This is a genomic window from Sanguibacter inulinus, assembly GCF_013415325.1.
In the GTDB taxonomy this organism is placed as follows: Bacteria; Actinomycetota; Actinomycetes; order Actinomycetales; family Cellulomonadaceae; genus Sanguibacter; species Sanguibacter inulinus.
Genome location: NZ_JACBYE010000008.1, coordinates 22,122 through 39,061, shown reverse-complemented (window position 1 = coordinate 39,061; position 16,940 = coordinate 22,122). Strand labels below are relative to the sequence as shown.

The 16,940-nt window shown below is 70.5% G+C and carries 17 protein-coding genes and 1 tRNA gene; 9 read left to right on the top strand and 9 right to left on the bottom strand.

The genetic code is table 11. The annotated features are described in order from the left end of the window. Positions 1 to 111 precede the first annotated feature (111 nt). Positions 112 to 1,059 carry a GNAT family N-acetyltransferase gene (locus tag HZZ10_RS20215; protein ID WP_506344875.1) on the bottom strand — a complete coding sequence of 316 codons (948 nt, stop codon included), beginning with the start codon at positions 1,057 to 1,059 and terminating at the stop codon, positions 112 to 114. Positions 1,060 to 1,519: 460 nt separating this feature from the next. Next, positions 1,520 to 1,876, bottom strand: coding sequence for a putative quinol monooxygenase (locus HZZ10_RS05130; protein WP_228087099.1), 357 nt, complete (start codon positions 1,874 to 1,876; stop codon positions 1,520 to 1,522). 160 nt (positions 1,877 to 2,036) lie between these two features. On the opposite strand from HZZ10_RS05130, the gene HZZ10_RS05125 reads away from it, so the two are divergent. Next, positions 2,037 to 2,978 carry an AraC family transcriptional regulator gene (locus tag HZZ10_RS05125; protein WP_179912685.1) on the top strand — a complete coding sequence of 314 codons (942 nt, stop codon included), beginning with the start codon at positions 2,037 to 2,039 and terminating at the stop codon, positions 2,976 to 2,978. Here the strand turns inward: HZZ10_RS05125 and HZZ10_RS19390 are convergent. Then, entirely contained in the window at positions 2,949 to 3,518 is a 570-nt protein-coding gene (locus tag HZZ10_RS19390) for a DUF2254 family protein (RefSeq protein ID WP_308507498.1), read from the bottom strand. The genes HZZ10_RS05125 and HZZ10_RS19390 overlap by 30 nt on opposite strands. Before the next feature lie 12 nt (positions 3,519 to 3,530). Between HZZ10_RS19390 and HZZ10_RS19385 the strand changes: the two genes are divergently transcribed. The 4 genes from HZZ10_RS19385 (at position 3,531) to HZZ10_RS05105 (ending at position 6,876) form a co-directional block, all read left to right on the top strand. Further along, a complete protein-coding gene (locus HZZ10_RS19385; protein WP_308507497.1) occupies positions 3,531 to 4,148 on the top strand; it encodes a cation transporting ATPase C-terminal domain-containing protein in 618 nt (205 codons plus the stop codon). 7 nt (positions 4,149 to 4,155) lie between these two features. Further along, entirely contained in the window at positions 4,156 to 4,890 is a 735-nt protein-coding gene (locus tag HZZ10_RS05115) for a VIT1/CCC1 transporter family protein (protein WP_179912683.1), read from the top strand. A gap of 67 nt (positions 4,891 to 4,957) precedes the next feature. Next, positions 4,958 to 5,635, top strand: coding sequence for a response regulator transcription factor (locus HZZ10_RS05110; protein ID WP_308507496.1), 678 nt, complete (start codon positions 4,958 to 4,960; stop codon positions 5,633 to 5,635). After that, the gene (locus tag HZZ10_RS05105; RefSeq protein ID WP_179912682.1) at positions 5,632 to 6,876 is read left to right on the top strand and encodes a sensor histidine kinase; all 1,245 of its coding nucleotides are present in this window, start codon (positions 5,632 to 5,634) and stop codon (positions 6,874 to 6,876) included. The genes HZZ10_RS05110 and HZZ10_RS05105 overlap by 4 nt, the downstream gene beginning before the upstream one ends. 85 nt (positions 6,877 to 6,961) lie before the next feature. Here HZZ10_RS05105 and HZZ10_RS05100 read toward each other — a convergent pair whose 3' ends face one another. From HZZ10_RS05100 to HZZ10_RS05085, 4 genes are all read right to left on the bottom strand, one after another. Beyond that, the gene (locus tag HZZ10_RS05100; protein ID WP_308507495.1) at positions 6,962 to 7,711 is read right to left on the bottom strand and encodes an FAD:protein FMN transferase; all 750 of its coding nucleotides are present in this window, start codon (positions 7,709 to 7,711) and stop codon (positions 6,962 to 6,964) included. Positions 7,712 to 7,714: 3 nt separating this feature from the next. Beyond that, on the bottom strand, positions 7,715 to 8,278 hold the full coding sequence (locus HZZ10_RS05095; protein ID WP_056133394.1) for an FMN-binding protein: 564 nt from the start codon (positions 8,276 to 8,278) through the stop codon (positions 7,715 to 7,717). After that, on the bottom strand, positions 8,275 to 9,672 hold the full coding sequence (locus HZZ10_RS05090) for a ferredoxin reductase family protein (protein WP_179912681.1): 1,398 nt from the start codon (positions 9,670 to 9,672) through the stop codon (positions 8,275 to 8,277). The genes HZZ10_RS05095 and HZZ10_RS05090 overlap by 4 nt, the downstream gene beginning before the upstream one ends. A 151-nt stretch (positions 9,673 to 9,823) precedes the next feature. Next, positions 9,824 to 9,900: transfer RNA gene (locus HZZ10_RS05085), tRNA-Leu, on the bottom strand. A gap of 264 nt (positions 9,901 to 10,164) precedes the next feature. On the opposite strand from HZZ10_RS05085, the gene HZZ10_RS05080 reads away from it, so the two are divergent. Next, positions 10,165 to 10,818, top strand: coding sequence for an ANTAR domain-containing response regulator (locus HZZ10_RS05080; protein ID WP_042439004.1), 654 nt, complete (start codon positions 10,165 to 10,167; stop codon positions 10,816 to 10,818). Between the two features lie 90 nt (positions 10,819 to 10,908). Next, on the top strand, positions 10,909 to 11,622 hold the full coding sequence (locus HZZ10_RS05075) for a GNAT family N-acetyltransferase (protein WP_179912680.1): 714 nt from the start codon (positions 10,909 to 10,911) through the stop codon (positions 11,620 to 11,622). Here HZZ10_RS05075 and HZZ10_RS05070 read toward each other — a convergent pair. Further along, positions 11,590 to 12,027 (bottom strand): hotdog fold thioesterase, encoded by a 438-nt coding sequence (locus HZZ10_RS05070; RefSeq protein ID WP_179912679.1) that lies wholly within the window; start codon positions 12,025 to 12,027, stop codon positions 11,590 to 11,592. The genes HZZ10_RS05075 and HZZ10_RS05070 overlap by 33 nt on opposite strands. Between HZZ10_RS05070 and polA the strand changes: the two genes are divergently transcribed. Further along, positions 12,026 to 14,734: a DNA polymerase I gene (polA, locus tag HZZ10_RS05065; RefSeq protein WP_179912678.1), complete on the top strand. Its 2,709-nt coding sequence runs from the start codon at positions 12,026 to 12,028 to the stop codon at positions 14,732 to 14,734. The two genes, HZZ10_RS05070 and polA, sit on opposite strands and share 2 nt — an antisense overlap. 46 nt (positions 14,735 to 14,780) lie before the next feature. Here the strand turns inward: polA and HZZ10_RS05060 are convergent, their stop codons facing one another. Further along, positions 14,781 to 15,617 carry a class I SAM-dependent methyltransferase gene (locus HZZ10_RS05060; protein WP_179912677.1) on the bottom strand — a complete coding sequence of 279 codons (837 nt, stop codon included), beginning with the start codon at positions 15,615 to 15,617 and terminating at the stop codon, positions 14,781 to 14,783. A 296-nt stretch (positions 15,618 to 15,913) separates the two neighbouring features. Between HZZ10_RS05060 and HZZ10_RS05055 the strand changes: the two genes are divergently transcribed. Beyond that, entirely contained in the window at positions 15,914 to 16,939 is a 1,026-nt protein-coding gene (locus tag HZZ10_RS05055; protein WP_056133335.1) for a 6-phosphofructokinase, read from the top strand. Position 16,940 lies beyond the last annotated feature (1 nt).

Sequence of the window (16,940 nt, the reverse complement as noted above, 5' to 3'; positions counted from 1 at the left end):
GTGATCTCCGTGAACCCGCGGAAGGCGGCTGTCCAAGAGGTTTGACCGGGGCTAGCGGCGGCTCTCTTCCGGGCGGAGACGCGCGTGCTCAGGGGACCCGCCTCGCCTGGGTCAGCGGATGCTGAGCAGCTCGTCGGTGGATCGGCGCCCGGTCGGTATGGCGAGACGCCCGACAGGTGACGACGGGGCCGGGTGACCGAGGGCGACGGCATGTCGGGCGCTCCAGCCAGGCTCAGCGCCAACGAGGGTCGCTGCGGTGTCGGCGTTCTCCTCGGGGTAGAGGCTGGTGACGCAGCTTCCGAGCCCTGCGGACGCGGCGGCGAGGGTCAGGGACTGGGCGATCCTCCCGGCGTCGAACTCGGTGTCGAGGTGGCGTTCGCGCGGGCTCAGCAGGACCACGACGACAGGCGCCGTGGCGAGGTGCGCGGCGTACGCGCCGAGCCCCGCCAGCCCAGCCCTGGTGGCCTGGTCGTAGACCGCCACGAACCGCCACGGCTGCCGGTTGCGCGCCGAACCTGTCCACCTCGCCTGGTCCACCAGCTGCGTGACCACGCTCACCGGGACGTCCTCGTCCAGGAACGAGCGGACGGTCCGACGAGCGATGAGCGAACGGAGCTGTTCCATCTGGCCATCCTGCCCGGTCTGCTCGTCCCAGGGACGGTCGTGCCCGGGGGAGGGGTGGCCGGTGCGGGGTCCTGGGCCCGAAGGGCTCAGAGGGGTGGACGAGGTCGAACCGACCTGGGCCGCGCCTCTCGAGAGCCTCATGAGGCCGGCGTCGGTCGGGAGGAAGCCGCAGGCGTCGAGGTAGAAGCTCCTCAGGTGCTCTTCGAAGTCGACGTGGAGCCACTCGCAGCCTGCGCGGGCGGCGTGCTCACGCGCGACCTCGATCAGGTGGACACCCACGCCCTGCCGACGGGCACCCACTGCGACAAGAGTGTCCTCGACGAAGGCGTGGGCACGTCCGTCCCAGGCGATGGCGACGAAGCCGACGAGCCCTCGATCGTCACGAGCGGTGACCCAGCCCAGGCTGTGGCTGTCGAGCTGGTGGTTCCAGCCCACCTCCTCGACCTGATGGCCGAAGCCCTCGGCGTGCAGGCTGCTGAGCTCTGGGTCGGTGAACGCTCCACGCCATGCGTAGAGGACTTGACCGCGATCGAGACTGGGCACTGCGCCTCCTGGGTCGTGGCCTTGGCTGGATGGCTTCTGGGTGAGTCAGAGCACGGCAGCACACTGCCGTCTGTCTCGAGCCCGGTCAACGGGATATCCCTGGTCCGCCCAGGACCCTAGCGCTCGGCGTGCTCGACGCGAAGATCGCCCACTACCGCGATCCGGGGACCGACCGGGTGCTCTTGGTCGTGCGCCGCGGCCGGGGTGCCGTGGTCGGTGTCGACGACGAGGCCGTCTGCAGCCCGGACCCCCTCGGCGAGCCGTCGGTGATCGCCCGCTCTCGGGCGGCGGGCGCGAGCCCTCGTCTGCTCATGGGCTCGCGCCGGCGACGAGTGGTCGCGGACCCGGAGGGTCAGTCGCTGAGAGGCCAGAGCCAGTCGGCTTCGAGGTCGCCCTCGACGAGGTCGGCGAGCTTGCCGAAATAGTCCTGCATGTGAGGCTGCTGGACGTGGCGCGCGATGTCGGCGCCCGATGACCAGCGCTCGTAGAAGGCGAACGCCCCGGGCTGCTCCTTGGTGGTGTGCACCCAGTACTGCTCATAGCCCTCTTCGGCGCGAACAGTCGGGATGATCTCCCGGATCGCGTCCTCGAGCGCCTGCTCCTGGCCGGCCTTGGCTCGGGCGAAGCCGTACACCGCCACCGGCGTGGTCGAGGCCAGGACGTCGGCGGGCATCAGGCCGTCGGGGACAGTGTCTTCGGTGGTGCTCATGTCATTTCTCTTTCCATGTGTGCTCGTCACGGTGCGTGCGCCCCGGATACCGATAACGCTAGGACCTATGAGTGGTCCTCCCAATGCCCGGAGGAGCCAAAGAGATATCCGTAGTGACCAACAGATGAGGAGTCCTGGGAGATCGGCGTAGGCTCTCATCATGGATGTCCTCTCTGAGGTGCTCGACGTCCCCGGAGTCCGGGGCAGTGCGGGAGCCCGTATAGCCGCCGCCGGGGACTGGGGCGTCGAGTGGGTCCGCGACCGGGATGCGGTCGTCTACGCGGTCACGGCAGGCATGGCTCATCTCACCGTCGACGGCGATGCTTCGATGGTTCTCATGACCGGTGACATCGTCATTCTCGCCACCGGCGCGGCCCACGCGCTCTCGAGCGCTCCCGGCGTCACCATCCATTCCTGCGACGTCGCAGCCGCCGATGAGGCACGACGCCTCGGTGACGTCCTCAGGCTCGGCGAAGGCGACGTGCAGACCCAGATCCTCGGGGCTTCCTACTCACACGACCCTGCTGGATCCACTCCCGTCTTCGCTCTCCTGCCGTCGGTGATCCACTTCCGCGCTCACGAGCTCGACGCGAACCTGAACGACATCGTCCGACTTCTGGGGAGGGAGCTGGCCCGACCCGGTCTAGCGACCCACCTGGTCCTTGACCGGCTCGTCGACGTGCTGCTCGTCGAGATCTTGCGCACCTGGCTCTCCACCACGCCTCCGACCGATGCCTCCTGGTGGGGCGTCCTCCGCGACCCGCTCCTCTTGCAGGCCGTCACTCGGATCCACGAATCACCCGGGCGAGCATGGACGACCGAAGCCCTCGCACGCGAGGTCGCGACCTCGAAACAGACTCTCACGCGACGCTTCGCGACGTTCGCGGGCACCACGCCCGGCGAGTACCTCACCCGCTGGCGCATGACACTCGCCTCACACCGGCTCCGCGATACCGACGACACCCTCGACGCGATCGCCACGGACGTCGGCTACACCTCCGTCTACGCCTTCAGTCGCGCTTTCCACCGCGAACGCTCCCTACCGCCCGGCCGGTATCGAAAAGTCTCCAGGTCAGAACAACCCATACCCACGCCTAGGTAGATCGCCGCCAAGTCCACGAGGGTGGCTGATGAACGCTTCCTGGAGCAGGTCCAGGTGCGCGATCAGATGAGCGCGGACCTTCGGAGAGGTGGCTGCTGGGGCGAGGTGGTCGAGGAGGCCGAGGGTGGCATGCATGACACCGGGGTTGGCTGGGGCGTACCAGCGCATGGCGTCGAGGACCTCGGTGATGAGGTCGCAGGGGTCTGTGCGGGGTGCGTGCACGCGCCGGGTGCCGGTGTGGTCGGCGCGGTCGGGGGAGGGAAGGTCTCGGCTGACCAGCCGGGTCAGGCCCGCGGTGAGGTCGTCGAGGGCGTTGATCGCGGTGTAGGGGTCGTTGGTACCGGGGGAGACTGCTCGCACTGCCATCTCTGTGAGCTGCTGCACGGCGAAGCTGATGTCTTGGTAGGGGGGGCGGGCATCAGAGACTCGCACCGTGGCGCGCAGCGCTGCGCTCAGTGCGGTGTCGACGCGCTGGTGGGGGTGGACGAGGAAGAGCGCGGTGCCTTCGAGGACGTAGTCGCCGGGGTGGGGTTCGAGCACGAGCAGCACATCGTGCTTGTGAGCGACGGCAAGAAGGTCCTCTTCTTGGATCGACTCATCCGGCGCTTCATGCTGCTGTTCGGCACGATCAGCTCGTTCTTCGACGCCGTGACGTTCACCCTGATGATCGTGGTGCTCCACGCAGGACAGAGCGAGTTCCAGTCCGGGTGGTTCATCGAGTCCATCGCGACGCAGACGCTCATCATCTTCGTCATCCGCACCCGCCGGACTCCCTTCTACCGGAGTCGACCGTCGCCAGCCCTGACCGCGGCCTCGCTCGCCGTCGTCGGGGTCGGTGTGTGGCTGCCGTACTCGCCGCTCTCGGGCGTGCTGGGGTTCCAGCCGCTCCCGGCGCCGTTCTTCCTCGTCCTCGTCGCGCTGGTCGTCGTGTACCTCGTGGTCGTCGAGGGTGCCAAGGTGCGGTTCTTCGCACGGGACGCACACCGTGCCGCGCTCTCGCCTCGTCAGCCCCGCATCCGGGGCCACCACCACCGGGTCGCACGACGCGCCAGCCGCTTCACGAGTCGCACCCCGTCCGGCCACGAGGCAGCCTCGAGCATGACACCAGGGGGAGAGGGACGTCGGCATCACCTGGTCCGAGCGGCCCAGACCACCAGCGGGGGTGTTTGATAGCCCCATGGCCTCGACACCGCGCCCTTCTTCGGGCGCCCACCCCGACGAGCCGCACGCCGGCGACCTCTCCGGACGGCTCAACTGGCTGCGCGCCGGCGTGCTCGGTGCCAACGACGGCATCGTGTCCGTCGCCTCGCTCGTCGTGGGGGTCGCCGGCGTCACCACGGACTCTGCGCCGCTGCTCACCGCAGGCGTGGCTGGTCTTGTCGGAGGTGCGATCTCGATGGCGCTCGGCGAGTACGTGTCGGTGAGCAGCCAGAGCGACAGCCAACGTGCTCTCATCGCGAAGGAGCGCGCCGAGCTGTCCGAGCAGCCCGCCGCCGAGCTGGACGAGCTCACCGGGCTCTACGAGGCCCGGGGCCTCACGCCGGGAACCGCACGGCAGGTCGCCGAAGAGCTCACGGCCCACGACGCCCTCGCCGCGCACCTCGAGGTCGAGCTGGGGATCACCGAGGACAGCGTCGTCAGCCCGTGGGCAGCCGCCGGGGCCTCGGCGCTCGCCTTCACCCTCGGCGCGATCCTCCCGCTGCTCGCGATGCTGTTGGCGCCGGCGCACCTGCGGGTCGCCGTGACTGCCGCGGTCGTGCTGGTCGCGCTCGCCCTCACCGGGTACACCAGCGCACGGATCGGCGGCAGCGCGACGTTGCGCCCCACGCTGCGAGTGGTGGTCGGCGGGGCGCTCGCGCTCGTCGCGACGTACACGATCGGTACCCTGCTCGGCACGAGCGGGATCGTGTGACCTGTCCGTGGTCGGCTGACGGCTGGCCTCGTCGTACCCCGGTCCTCGACGGCCCTGGAGCCCACCCGTGACCGCCCAGGACGTCCGCCTGCTGCTCGTCGAGGACGACAGGCAGCTCGTGACCATGCTCGAGGAGGTGCTCGCCGACGAGGGCTACGTCGTCGAGACCGCCAGGGACGGTCAGCGAGGGCTGCACCTCGGTCTCACCCGCTCCTACGACGTCCTCGTCCTCGACCGCGGCCTGCCCGCCATCGAGGGCCTCGACCTGCTCGGCCGGCTCCGCGACCACGGCGTGGGCACTCCTGCCCTCGTGCTCTCTGCGCTCGGGAACCCGGCCGACAGGGTCGCCGGGCTCGACGCCGGGGCTGAGGACTACATGGCCAAGCCCTTCGACCTCGACGAGCTCGCCGCCCGGCTGCGCGCCCTGCGCCGCCGCGCCTCGGGCGCCGCGGCCGGCTCGACCACCCTGCGCTTCGGCGCGCACCGCCTGGACACGAGCGCCCGGCGCGTCACGCGCGGTGACGGGACGACGGTCGACCTCTCCGAGCGCGAGTCCGCTCTCCTGGCCTTGCTCGCCGGTCACCCCCACCAGGTGTTCTCCCGGGCCGACGTGCTCCGGAGCGTCTTCGACCATGCCGAGGACGAGGGCGCCGTCGACACCTACGTGTACTACCTGCGCCGCAAGCTGGGCCGCGACGTCGTGACGACGGTCCGTGGTCTCGGGTACCGGATGGGTACGTCGTGAGGCGGCCGACCTCGCTCACCGCGGCGGAGCAGTCCCGGCTGCGTCGCACCTCCCGTGCGCTCGGGCTGCAGACCGCGCTGCTCGTGCTCGTCTGCCTCGCGGTGGTCGGTGCTGTCGTCGTGCTCGTGGTCGTCCAGGGGCAGCGGGAGTCGGGCGAGAACCGTCTCGAGGCCGCCACCCGCTCGGTCGACGACGTGCGCGACGCCCCTGCGGGCACCTGGGTCGCGATCGACGGGCAGCGCGGGCTCGAGGTGTCGGACGGGATGCCCGAGGGTCTCCCAGACCTCGACGTCATGGCCGAGGTCACCCGGTCCGGGACCGAGGTCCGCTCACGGGTCGAGGCCGCCGGAGGCACCTACAGCGTGGTCACCGCTCCCTCCCGGGGTGGCGCCGTCCAGGTGGTGCTCGACCCGCACGAGGCGCAGGAGGAGCTGCAGCGCCTCGTGGCAGCGCTCGTGGTCGCTGGCGGGACCGGTGTGCTGCTCGCCGGGCTCGGTGGGGCCTGGCTCGGCCGGCGTGCCGTCCGCCCGACCGTCGAGGCTCTCGCTCTCCAGCGCAGGTTCGTCGCCGACGCGAGCCACGAGCTGCGCACCCCGCTCACGCTGCTGTCGACGCGGGCCCAGCTGCTGCGCCGCCACGTGCACGCCGAGGACGCTGTGCCGAGCGGGTCGCCGGTGCTCTCCGACGTCGACGGTCTGCTCGAGGACACCCGCGCCCTCACCTCGATCCTCGAGGACATGCTCGTCGCGGCCGACGCCCGCTCGGTCGACCGCTCTCCAGTGGATGTCGCCGAGGTGGCTGACGCCGTGGTCGCCGCGGCCCGCGCGACCGCGGCCGACCGCGGGGTCGACCTCGCGCGGACCGGGGTGACGTCAGCCGTGGCCGAGGTCTCCGCCGTGTCGGTGCGCCGCGCGACGACGGCCCTGGTCGACAACGCCCTGGACCACGCAGCCGCCGGGGTCCGGGTCGACGTCGAGCGGACCGGCGGCATGCTCGTCCTCCGGGTCGAGGACGACGGCCCGGGTGTCCCGGACGCGCAGACCGACCTCTTCGGCCGCTTCGCCTCGCACCGTCCTGCGCCCGCGCAGGACGGGCGGACGCACTACGGGCTGGGCCTCGCCCTCGTCGCCGAGGTCGCCGCCCAGCACGGTGGGTCGGTCGAGGCGGGACCCCGGGCCGACGGGTCGCACGGGACCGTGATCACGCTGAGGGTCCCCGTCCGGGCTCCGCGGGACAGGTAGCCGACGCACCGCGAGACTGCCTCGGTCCCGGCGGAGGCTCCCCACGCGGGCGTCACCCGGGTGCCGCAGGTATCGGGCGCGACCGTCACCCGAGCGGCACCGGGACGCCCGCCACGCCCGCACGGGTGACCACCCGCCCGTCCGGCAGCACCCCGAAGGCCTCGCGCGCACCGTGCGCGAAGGCCCAGGCGACGCCCTCGACGCCGAGCACGAGGACACAGGTGGCGAGCACGTCAGCCGTCGTGAGGTCGTCGGCGACGACTGTCGCCGACAGGAGCGCTGCGCCCGTCTCGCCCGTCCGACCGTCCCAGACGTGCGCCCCACGCTCGTAGGTGCCCGAGGTCGCGACGGCCCCGTCCCGCAGCTCGACGACCGCCATCATCCTCGTCGGCTCGAAGGGGTCACGGACGCCGGCGCGCCAGGCCCGTCCGGGCTCGGGTTCCCCTGCGGTCACGACGTCTCCGCCGGCGTTGAGGCAGAAGCGCCGCGACCCGTGCTCGCGCAGCACGCCCGCCGCCCGCTCGGCCGCCCAGCCCTTGACCACACCGTTGGTGTCCAGCGAGCCGTCAGGTGCCTGGATGCTGAAGGCGCCGCTGCTCGCCGCAGACGCGTCACGGGCGACCTGGAGGATCTCCTGCAGGTCAGCCGAGGGGGCTGTCTCGCCCCGCTCGTACCGCCGCAGCTCGCTGTCCTCGCGGTAGGGGCTGAAGCGCTCGTCGGCGGACCGCAGGACGGCGAAGGCGGCGTCGACAGCCTCGGCGGCGGACCGTTCGTCGGTGAGGTCACGGACGTCGACCGACATCGGGATCCCCATGACCACCTCGGTCCGGTGCACGACTCAGCCCACCTGGTCGATCGCGGACTGCACGGACTGCCTGTACCCCTCGGAGGTGTACGTGGCGCCTGAGACCGTGTCGATCCTGGCCGATTGCGCCGCGAGCACCTCCTGGGCGAGCACCGGCGTGGATCGCTGGGCGATCTGCTGGCTCTCACGCTCTGCGCTCGGGGACTGGAGCGTCTGGACGTCGACGATCGTCGTCCCGGAGAAGGTGACAGAGACCTGGACCGGCCCGTACCTGGTCTGGGAGACTCCGCCGGCCACGGTCACCGTGCTCGACGTGGTCGACCCCGCCGCAGGCGTGGTCGTGTCGGAGGGGCTCGGGGTCGCCGTCGTGCTCGGAGCCGCAGAGGCAGAACCGGACGTCGTGCCGGAGCTGCTCCCGGTGGTCGAGCCGCCCTGCGTGGTGGTCGCCCCCTGCGAGGTCGAGGTCACCGTGGCGGCTGTCACGGGCGCCCCCTGGTCTGCGCCGAGCACAGGCCCGAAGCGGGTGACGGCCAGCGTGCCGATGGTGGCCAGGGTGCCTGTGTAGATGAGGGTCCCGCGCCAGCGCGCAGCAGTCATGACAGGCTCAGTTCTTCGTGGTGGATGGAGGCACGGGGCACGCCGAGCGCTCGGGCCGAGCGCACGACGGTCGAGACGAGACCCTCGGGGCCGCAGACGAACACGTCGCGGTGAGCGATGTCCGGCACGATCTGCTGCAGGACCGCGGGGGAGAGCGGGTCGTGGCCGAGCTCGCGCCGCCGCCCCGGGAGTGGCACGTACCGCAGACCCTGCGCACCGCCGAGCTCTCGGCTCAGGGCGAGCCCCTCGGGTGTGTGCGACCTGTGCAGCACGACCACGTCGTGCCCTCGGAGGACGAGGTCTTCCGCGAGCGCCCGGACCGGCCCGATGCCCGCGCCTCCAGCGACGAGCAGGGTCCGGTCGGAGAGGGCTTGGTCAGCGGTGAAGAGCCCGAAGGGCCCTTCGACGACCACCCGCGTCCCGGGGCGCATCGCGGCGGTGCTCGTCGAGTGGTCGCCGAGCGCGGCGACGGTGATCCGCAGGTGCTCGTCGGTGGGGACCATCGAGAGGGAGTAGGGGTGCGCGGTCCACAGGTGCCCGCGGGCGAGGAACCGGACCAGGACGAACTGCCCGCCCCGCGCTGCGAGCCTGTCGACGTGCCGGCCACGGAGCCAGACGCTCACCATGCCTGACCCTTCGGGGACGACCTGGTCGACGGTGAGCATCATGCTGCGGTGCGCGAGCAGCGGCAGGACGACACGCCAGGTGACGAGCGCCGCCGCCGTCGCGACGTACATCGCGGTCCACACGGCTCGGGCGACCGGCGACCCGACGAAGTGCGTGCCCGCCGCGACCTGGTGACCGAAGGTGAGGTAGATGCCGACGTAGACCGACAGGTGCAGCACGAACCACACCTCGTAGCTCAGCCGCTGCCGGGCCAGCCGCGCGCTCGACATGCCGACCACGAGGAAGATCGCGGTCCCGACGAGGGCGCTGAGCATCTCCGGCTGGGTCGCCAGGAGCGAGAGGACCTCGGGCCACAGCGCCTGCTGGTCGAGCATCGCGCCGCCGACGACCATGAGCGCGACGTGCGTGAGCACGAGCAGCAGGACGGTCGTGCCGAGCGAGCGGTGCCAGGCGACGAGCCGATCCATGCCGACGGCCCGCTCGAACCACGGGACGCGCCCGACGAGGAGCAGCTGGAGGCAGACGAGGTAGGCGGCGACCAGCCCGGCGAGCTCTCCGGTGCTCGTGAGCGCACCGCCGGGCGTCGCGCCGACGGCGGGTGGGGTGCCCACCCACCAGAAGACGAGGACCGCGAGGACACCCGCGACGGTCACCCCGCGGACGGCGAGGTGACCGCGGTGCGGTGACTGGCGTCGGGTCCGGCGGCGCACCGATGGCGCGACGTCCGAGGAGACCTGCCCTGCGCTGCGTTCGGTGAGGATGCTCATGACGTCATCGTGCCGAGCAGATCTCAGAAGATTCTCAGAAGAGCGCTGGCGGCTCGGGGGCGATGACGACCACAGTCAGCGGACTGTCGTCGAGCTCGCTGATGTCAGTCGGTCTGTCGAGGCGACGAGACCGCCTCTCACCTGCGAAAAATGGTGCCCCGGGTGGGATTCGAACCCACACTGGATCGGGTTTGAGCCGAACGCCTCTGCCGGTTGGGCTACCGGGGCCTGGTGCTTGCTGGCAGTGCCCGACTATGAAACCACAGACGAGGGTCGGTGCGGGCATCCGGTGGTGGGCACCTGGTGCCGGGTGCGCCCGTCCTCCCGCGCACCTCGCGAGGAGTGCGCAGCCCGGAGGGCTGCGGGGGAGCGGTGCAGGGCCCGAACCCGACCGGACGGTAGGTGTGGCACAGACGACGTGCGCAGATGCTCACCGCCCAGGTCCCGACCGACTAGGATGAACCCGTGACGGACAACGAAGAGAAGAAGAGCATGCTGCCTCTGGACCTCCCGCCTCTCCTGGAGCCGGTCGAGACCCCCGAGGAAGAGCCCGCAGCACCCCCGGCGCGCAAGGTGCGCCGTGCCGTCGTCGCCGAGGACGAGGCCCTCATCCGCATGGACGTCGTCGAGACGCTCCGCGAGGCTGGCTTCGACGTCGTCGGCGAGGCTGGCGACGGTGAGACCGCCGTCAGGCTGGCCCTCGAGCTCAAGCCCGACGTCGTCGTGATGGACGTCAAGATGCCTGAGCTCGACGGCATCTCGGCAGCCGAGCGCATCGGCAAGGCGCACGTCGCGCCCGTCGTCCTGCTCACGGCGTTCTCGCAGACCGAGCTGGTCGAGCGTGCCCGCGACGCCGGCGCGATGGCCTATGTCGTCAAGCCCTTCAGCCCCGCGGACCTGCTGCCGGCTGTCGAGATCGCGATCTCGCGCTACTCGCAGATCAGCGCCCTCGAGGCTGAGGTCGCCGACCTCGCCGAGCGCTTCGAGACCCGCAAGCGCGTCGACCGCGCCAAGGGTCTGCTCATGTCGAAGATGGGCCTGAGCGAGCCTGAGTCCTTCCGCTGGATCCAGAAGACGTCGATGGACCGTCGCCTCACCATGCGTGAGGTCGCCGACGCCGTCATCGACCAGGTCGGCGACAACTGATCTGATCTCACACTGCCCGCTGTTGACCCGCACGGGTCAGCAGGGGCACGCTAGGTCGAAGCGTCCACCCCCTCTCGAGGAGCCTTGCCCATGCGTGCACTGGTCGATGTCCGGCCCGCCGTCGCGTCGGACCTTCCGGTCCTGGCGAGGCTGAGCGTCTCCGCACGGCACGAGGCAGGCACGGGTGTCCAGCTCTGCGTCAACGACGAAGAGCGCCTGACCCGGCAGCTCGCGACCCTCACGGGTCTGCCGGGTGGTCGTATCAAGGTCGCCGTGATCGAGGGGCAGCCCGTCGGGTTCATGCTCGTGCGCATCATCGAGCCGAGCCTGTTCAGCGACGTCACATCGGTGTACATCGAGGCGCTCTACGTGTCGCAGGACTTCCGCCGTCGCGGGGTGGGGCACGCGCTGCTCACCGCGGCGGGCGACCTCGCCGCGTCGGTCGGTGCTCTCGACGTCTACTCCGTGCCGCTCCCTGGTTCCCGAGGTGTGCAGCGCTTCCTCGCCAGGCTCGGCTTCGCGCCCGCAGCATCGCACCGTGTCGTCACCACGGCCGTGCTGCAGCGCAAGCTCGCCGCCGAGAGCGCCGGCCGCCGCCACCAGGTCCGCAGCATCGAAGACCTCATCGCCCGGCGTCGCCGCGCGCGCATCGAGACGAACAGCGGTCCGCTCGACCTGCGCAGCTTCCAGGCGAGCCTGTCGCTCGACAAGGCCCCGGAAGAGCTGTCGGCGACCGACGAGGCCGCCGCAGCGGACGACCTCGTCGAGTCCTCAGACCGTCGGCACGAGCACCAGGCAGGTTAGCCGCGCCGTGCAGGTCCGCCTGCCCCGGTCGTCGGTCACGACGATCTCGTAGCTCGCTGTCGTCCGCCCCAGGTGGAGCGGCGTCGCGACCCCCGTGACGATCCCGGACCGTGCCGCCGAGTGGTGCGTCGCACCCACCTCGATCCCCACCACCGTGCGCCCCTCGCCCGCGTGCGCCTGGGCCGCTAGCGACCCGAGGGTCTCGGCGAGGACGACGCTCGCACCCCCGTGCAGCAGACCTGAGGGCTGGGTGTTGCCCTCGACGGGCATGGTGCCCACGGTGCGCTGAGCACCGATCTCCAGCAGCTCGATCCCCATCCTCTCGATGAGCGTGCCGCGGACGAGGTCGGCGATGCCGGGGGAGGCGCTCGTGGCGTCGCCCTGCGTGGTGTCGTTGTCGGTCATGGGAGATAGGTTTGCAGGTGTGACCGACACTTCGCGACCCAGACTCCTGCTGATCGATGGCCACTCGATGGCCTACAGGGCATTCTTCGCCCTGCCGGTGGACAAGTTCTCCACCACCTCTGGCCAGCACACGAATGCCGTCCACGGGTTCATCTCGATGCTCGCGACGCTGCTGCGCGTCGAAGAACCCACGCACGTGGCCGTCGCCTTCGACGCTGGCTCGACCACCTTCCGCACCGAGGCGCTGCCCAGCTACAAGGGCACCCGCGACGCGACGCCCGAGCCCTTCAAGGGGCAGGTGCCCCTCATCAAAGAGGTCCTCGAGGCGATGCACGTGCCGCACCTCGAGAAGGACAACTTCGAGGCCGACGACATCCTCGCGACCCTCTCCTCGCAGGCCGACGCTCTCGGCATGGAGGTGCTCGTCTGCTCGGGCGACCGCGACTCCCTCCAGTTCGTCAACGAGAACGTCACCGTGCTGTACCCGGTCAAGGGTGTGTCCGAGCTCGCCCGGATGACCCCGGAGGCCGTCCGCACCAAGTACGGCGTCGAGCCCCACCAGTACCCCGAGCTCGCGGCCCTCGTCGGTGAGACGAGCGACAACCTCCCGGGCGTCCCGGGCGTCGGCCCGAAGACGGCCGCGAAGTGGATCAACCAGTTCGGGAGTCTCGAGCAGATCCTCGACCGCTCCGACGAGATCAAGGGCAAGGCAGGGGAGTCGCTGCGCGAGCACCTCGACGTCGTGCGTCTCAACCGCCAGCTCAACCACCTGCTGACCGACGTCGAGCTGCCCTTCGGCCCGGACGACCTCAAGGTCCAGCCGTGGGACCGCGAGGCCATGAGCACGGTCTTCGACGCGCTCCAGTTCCGGACGCTCCGCGAGCGTCTCTTCGCGATGCACCCCGCGGCAGACGACGACGAGAACGTCGGCCCGTCGGTCGACGTCACCCTCGAAGACCTTGCTCCGGGTCTGCTCGAGGCCTGGTTCGCCGAGCACGACCAGCGTCCGCTCGGGCTCGACGTGGCCGGACGACCCGTCCCCGCAGGCGGAGACGCCTGGGCGCTGGCAGTCGCCGACGGACCCGCCTCGGCTGTCGCCCTCGACCTCACCGACCTCTCGGACGACGACGACCGTGCACTCGGCGACTGGCTCTCCGACCCGACCCGGCCCAAGGTCGTGCACGGCGGCAAGTCCGTCTGGCACGAGCTCGCCTCCCGCGGCTACTCCCTCGAGGGGGTCGTCTTCGACACCGAGCTCGCCGCCTACCTCTGCTTCCCGGACCAGCGCAGCTATGACCTCGGCGACCTCGCCGAGCGGCACCTGCACCGCGAGCTCACCCCGCTCGACACGTCGAACGGCGACCAGGGTGCGCTCGACCTCGCCGTCGGCGAAGACAGCGAGGGCGGGCGTCTCGCCGTCCGTGCTGCTGCGTTGACCGATCTCGCCGAGGTCCTGCGCGGCGAGCTCGGTGACCGCAGCGCCGAGTCCCTGCTGACCGACCTCGAGCTGCCGCTCTCGGCTGTGCTCGTGCACATGGAGCGTCACGGGATCGCGATGGATGTCGACTACCTCCGCGAGCTCGAGCAGCACTTCGGTGAGCTTGTGGCCGGGGCTGCCGGAGCGGCTTACGAGGTGATCGGGCGCGAGGTGAACCTCGGGTCGCCCAAGCAGCTCCAGGAGGTGCTCTTCGAGCAGCTCGAGATGCCCAAGACCAAGAAGATCAAGACGGGGTACACGACCGACGCGGCGGCGCTGGCCGACCTCTTCGTCAAGACCGAGCACCCCTTCCTCAAGTTCTTGCTCGAGCACCGGGACTCGACCCGGCTGCGCCAGACCGTCGAAGGACTGCTCAAGTCTGTCGCGGACGACGGCCGCATCCACACGACCTTCCAGCAGACCATCGCCGCGACGGGTCGACTCAGCTCGACCGAGCCGAACCTGCAGAACATCCCGATCCGCACCGAGGCTGGGCGCCGCATCCGTCGCGCCTTCGTGGTCGGTGACGGGTACGAGACCCTGCTGACGGCCGACTACTCGCAGATCGAGATGCGCATCATGGCGCACCTCTCGGGCGACGAGGGCCTCATCGAGGCCTTCCGGACCGGCGAAGACCTGCACAACTACGTGGGCTCGCGCGTCTTCCAGGTCGAGACCTCAGCAGTGACTCCGGCCATGCGCTCGAAGATCAAGGCGATGTCCTACGGCCTCGCCTACGGGCTCTCCTCCTTCGGTCTGTCCAACCAGCTGAACATCGACGTCAAAGAGGCGTCCAAGCTCATGGAGGACTACTTCACCCGCTTCGGCGGTGTGCGGACGTACCTCGCCGGAGTTGTCGACGAGGCGCGTGCCAACGGGTACACGGCCACGATCATGGGGCGCCGCCGCTACCTGCCTGACCTCACGAGCGACAACCGTCAGCGCCGGGAGATGGCCGAGCGCATGGCCCTCAACGCGCCGATCCAGGGCAGCGCAGCCGACATCATCAAGGTCGCGATGCTCGGGGTCGAGAAGGAGATCGCGGTCCGCGGGCTCAAGTCCCGCCTGCTGCTGCAGGTCCACGACGAGCTCATCCTCGAGGTCGGCCACGGCGAGCTCGAGGAGCTCACCGCCCTCGTCCGCGAGCAGATGGGATCGGCGGCCGACCTGCGCGTCCCCCTCGACGTGTCGGTCGGCACGGGGTCCAGCTGGCACGACGCCGGACACTGACGACAGCTGGTGCGGGCAGGATCGCACCCCGGGCCGACGTGGACGCTCAGCCTGGCGTGCGTGCGCTGAAGATCGCCGTCCCGGGGAGGAGGCGTCCGCGGGTCGGGCTCCATCCTCCCCAGGTCTGGTCGTGCCCCTCGGGCCACTCCGGCTCGACCACGTCGACGAGCTGGAGCCCCGCGGCCGTGATCTCACGGACGTGGTCACCGAGCGTCCGGTGGTACTCGGCGTAGGTGACGGTCCCGCTCTCGTCCCGCTCGGCGTACGGCCTGCGGTCGAAGTAGGACCGCTGGGCCGTGAGCCCGCGCTCGGTCGGGTCGTCGGGGAAGGCCCAGCGGACAGGGTGCGTCACGGAGAAGACCCACCGTCCGCCGGGCCGCAGCACGCGCGCGACCTCGGCGTGCACAGCCTGGGCGTCGGGGACGAAGGGGATCGCACCGTAGGCGCTGAAGACCACGTCGAAGCTCGCGTCGGCGAAGGGCAGGACCCGGGCGTCGACCTGGAGCGCGGGGACGTGCGTCCCCTGCGCGGCGTCGATCCGCAGGCTCTCACGCAGCATCCCGTGCGAGACGTCGGTCGAGACGACCAGCGCTCCCTGGCGGGTGAGCCACCTGCCGCACTGTGCCGCACCAGAGCCGATCTCGAGCACCTGGGCACCGCGCAGCGACTCGAGAGGCCCGAGCAGGTGCGCGTCTTTCTCTCGGAGTCCTTCCGGGCACCAGCAGAAGTCGTCGGCGCCGAGGAAGGCACCGTGCTCGTCGAGGTACTCCGTCGCGTTCTCGTCCCACCAGCCGCGGCTCGCAGGCCCGGCCGACTCGTCGGGCACGTCCTGGTAGCCGGCGCGCAGCGCTCTGTCGTTCGTCACGGGACCAGTCTGAGGCATCGGGTCGCTCGGCTGGCCGACCTCTCGGTGGGCGAGCGCGCCGGTCTGCCGACGAAGATGCTGGTCAACCCGCCACGCGACACGCTGCTGGGCCCGCGGCCGGCCTGCCGGGCGGTGCGCTCCTCGCGCGCGGCCTGTCCGCTGCGGGGGTGTGGTCGGCGGAGCGACACCCGTCCCTCCGGATGGGACCAATGGCGGCTCGGACCAGCGGAGCGGCTCTGTAGGGTTGAGGTCGAGGGTCCAGTTCTGGACCACGCGACGACGCTGCTCACCTGACACTTCTTGAGGGAGTTTGAATGAGAATCGGTCTGCTCACCGGCGGTGGCGACTGCCCAGGGCTCAACGCTGCGATCCGTGCGGTCGTCAAGCAGGGGCTGGGGGAGTACGGGCACACCATCATCGGCTTCCGCAACGGGTGGAAGGGTGTCGTCGACGGCGACGTCCGGACCATGTCCCGTGAGGACATCCGCAACGTCCTTCCCCAGGGCGGGACGCTGCTGGGCACCGCGCGGTACCACCCGCACTCGGCAGACGGCGGTCTCGACGGCGTGATGGCGACGCTCGAGGCCGAGCGCATCGAGGCGCTCATCTGCATCGGCGGGGACGGGACGCTCCACGCGGCCAACAAGGTCGCCGAGCAGGGCATCAAGATCGTCGCCATCCCGAAGACGATCGACAACGACGTCGCCGGGACCGACCTGTCGATCGGCTTCCACACCGCCGTCAACATCGCGACCGAGGCGATCGACCGCATCCACACGACCGCGGAGAGCCACAACCGCGTCATGGTGGTCGAGGTCATGGGACGCCACGCCGGCTGGATCGCCGTGAACGCCGGGATCGCCGGAGGCGCCGAGCTCGTGCTCGCCCCCGAAGAGCCCTTCGACATGGACCGCATCGTCAAGTTCCTCAAGCACCGTCACCGCTCCCACGCGAACTTCTCGATCGTCGTGGTCGCCGAGGGTGCGCTGCCCAAGGAGGGTAGCTCGATGCAGTACGAGGCACAGCTGGGCAAGTTCGGCGAGATCGTCGCCGGCGCCATCGGTGAGCGCGTCGCGAACGAGATCGCGACCCGGACAGGCTTCGACACACGACTGACGATCCTCGGTCACGTGCAGCGTGGTGGCACCCCGACACCGACCGACCGGATCCTCGGCAGCCGTTTCGGCGTCGCGGCAGTCGACGCCGTGAGCCGCGGCGAGACGAACGTCATGACGGCGCTGCGCAACGAAGAGGTCGTCCTCGTGCCGCTCGAGGAGATCGCCGGCAAGGTCAAGCACGTCCCCGAAGACCTGCTGCGGGTCGCCCGGGTCCTCGCCTGAG

Coding starts and splice junctions, on each gene's coding strand:
- HZZ10_RS05130 (WP_228087099.1), bottom strand. CDS start 1,876: ATGAGCACCACCGAAGACACTGTCCCCGACGGCCTGATGCCCGCCGAC.
- HZZ10_RS05125 (WP_179912685.1), top strand. CDS start 2,037: ATGGATGTCCTCTCTGAGGTGCTCGACGTCCCCGGAGTCCGGGGCAGT.
- HZZ10_RS05115 (WP_179912683.1), top strand. CDS start 4,156: ATGGCCTCGACACCGCGCCCTTCTTCGGGCGCCCACCCCGACGAGCCG.
- HZZ10_RS05095 (WP_056133394.1), bottom strand. CDS start 8,278: ATGACTGCTGCGCGCTGGCGCGGGACCCTCATCTACACAGGCACCCTG.
- HZZ10_RS05090 (WP_179912681.1), bottom strand. CDS start 9,672: ATGAGCATCCTCACCGAACGCAGCGCAGGGCAGGTCTCCTCGGACGTC.
- HZZ10_RS05080 (WP_042439004.1), top strand. CDS start 10,165: ATGCTGCCTCTGGACCTCCCGCCTCTCCTGGAGCCGGTCGAGACCCCC.
- HZZ10_RS05075 (WP_179912680.1), top strand. CDS start 10,909: ATGCGTGCACTGGTCGATGTCCGGCCCGCCGTCGCGTCGGACCTTCCG.
- polA (WP_179912678.1), top strand. CDS start 12,026: ATGGGAGATAGGTTTGCAGGTGTGACCGACACTTCGCGACCCAGACTC.
- HZZ10_RS05070 (WP_179912679.1), bottom strand. CDS start 12,027: ATGACCGACAACGACACCACGCAGGGCGACGCCACGAGCGCCTCCCCC.
- HZZ10_RS05060 (WP_179912677.1), bottom strand. CDS start 15,617: ATGCCTCAGACTGGTCCCGTGACGAACGACAGAGCGCTGCGCGCCGGC.
- HZZ10_RS05055 (WP_056133335.1), top strand. CDS start 15,914: ATGAGAATCGGTCTGCTCACCGGCGGTGGCGACTGCCCAGGGCTCAAC.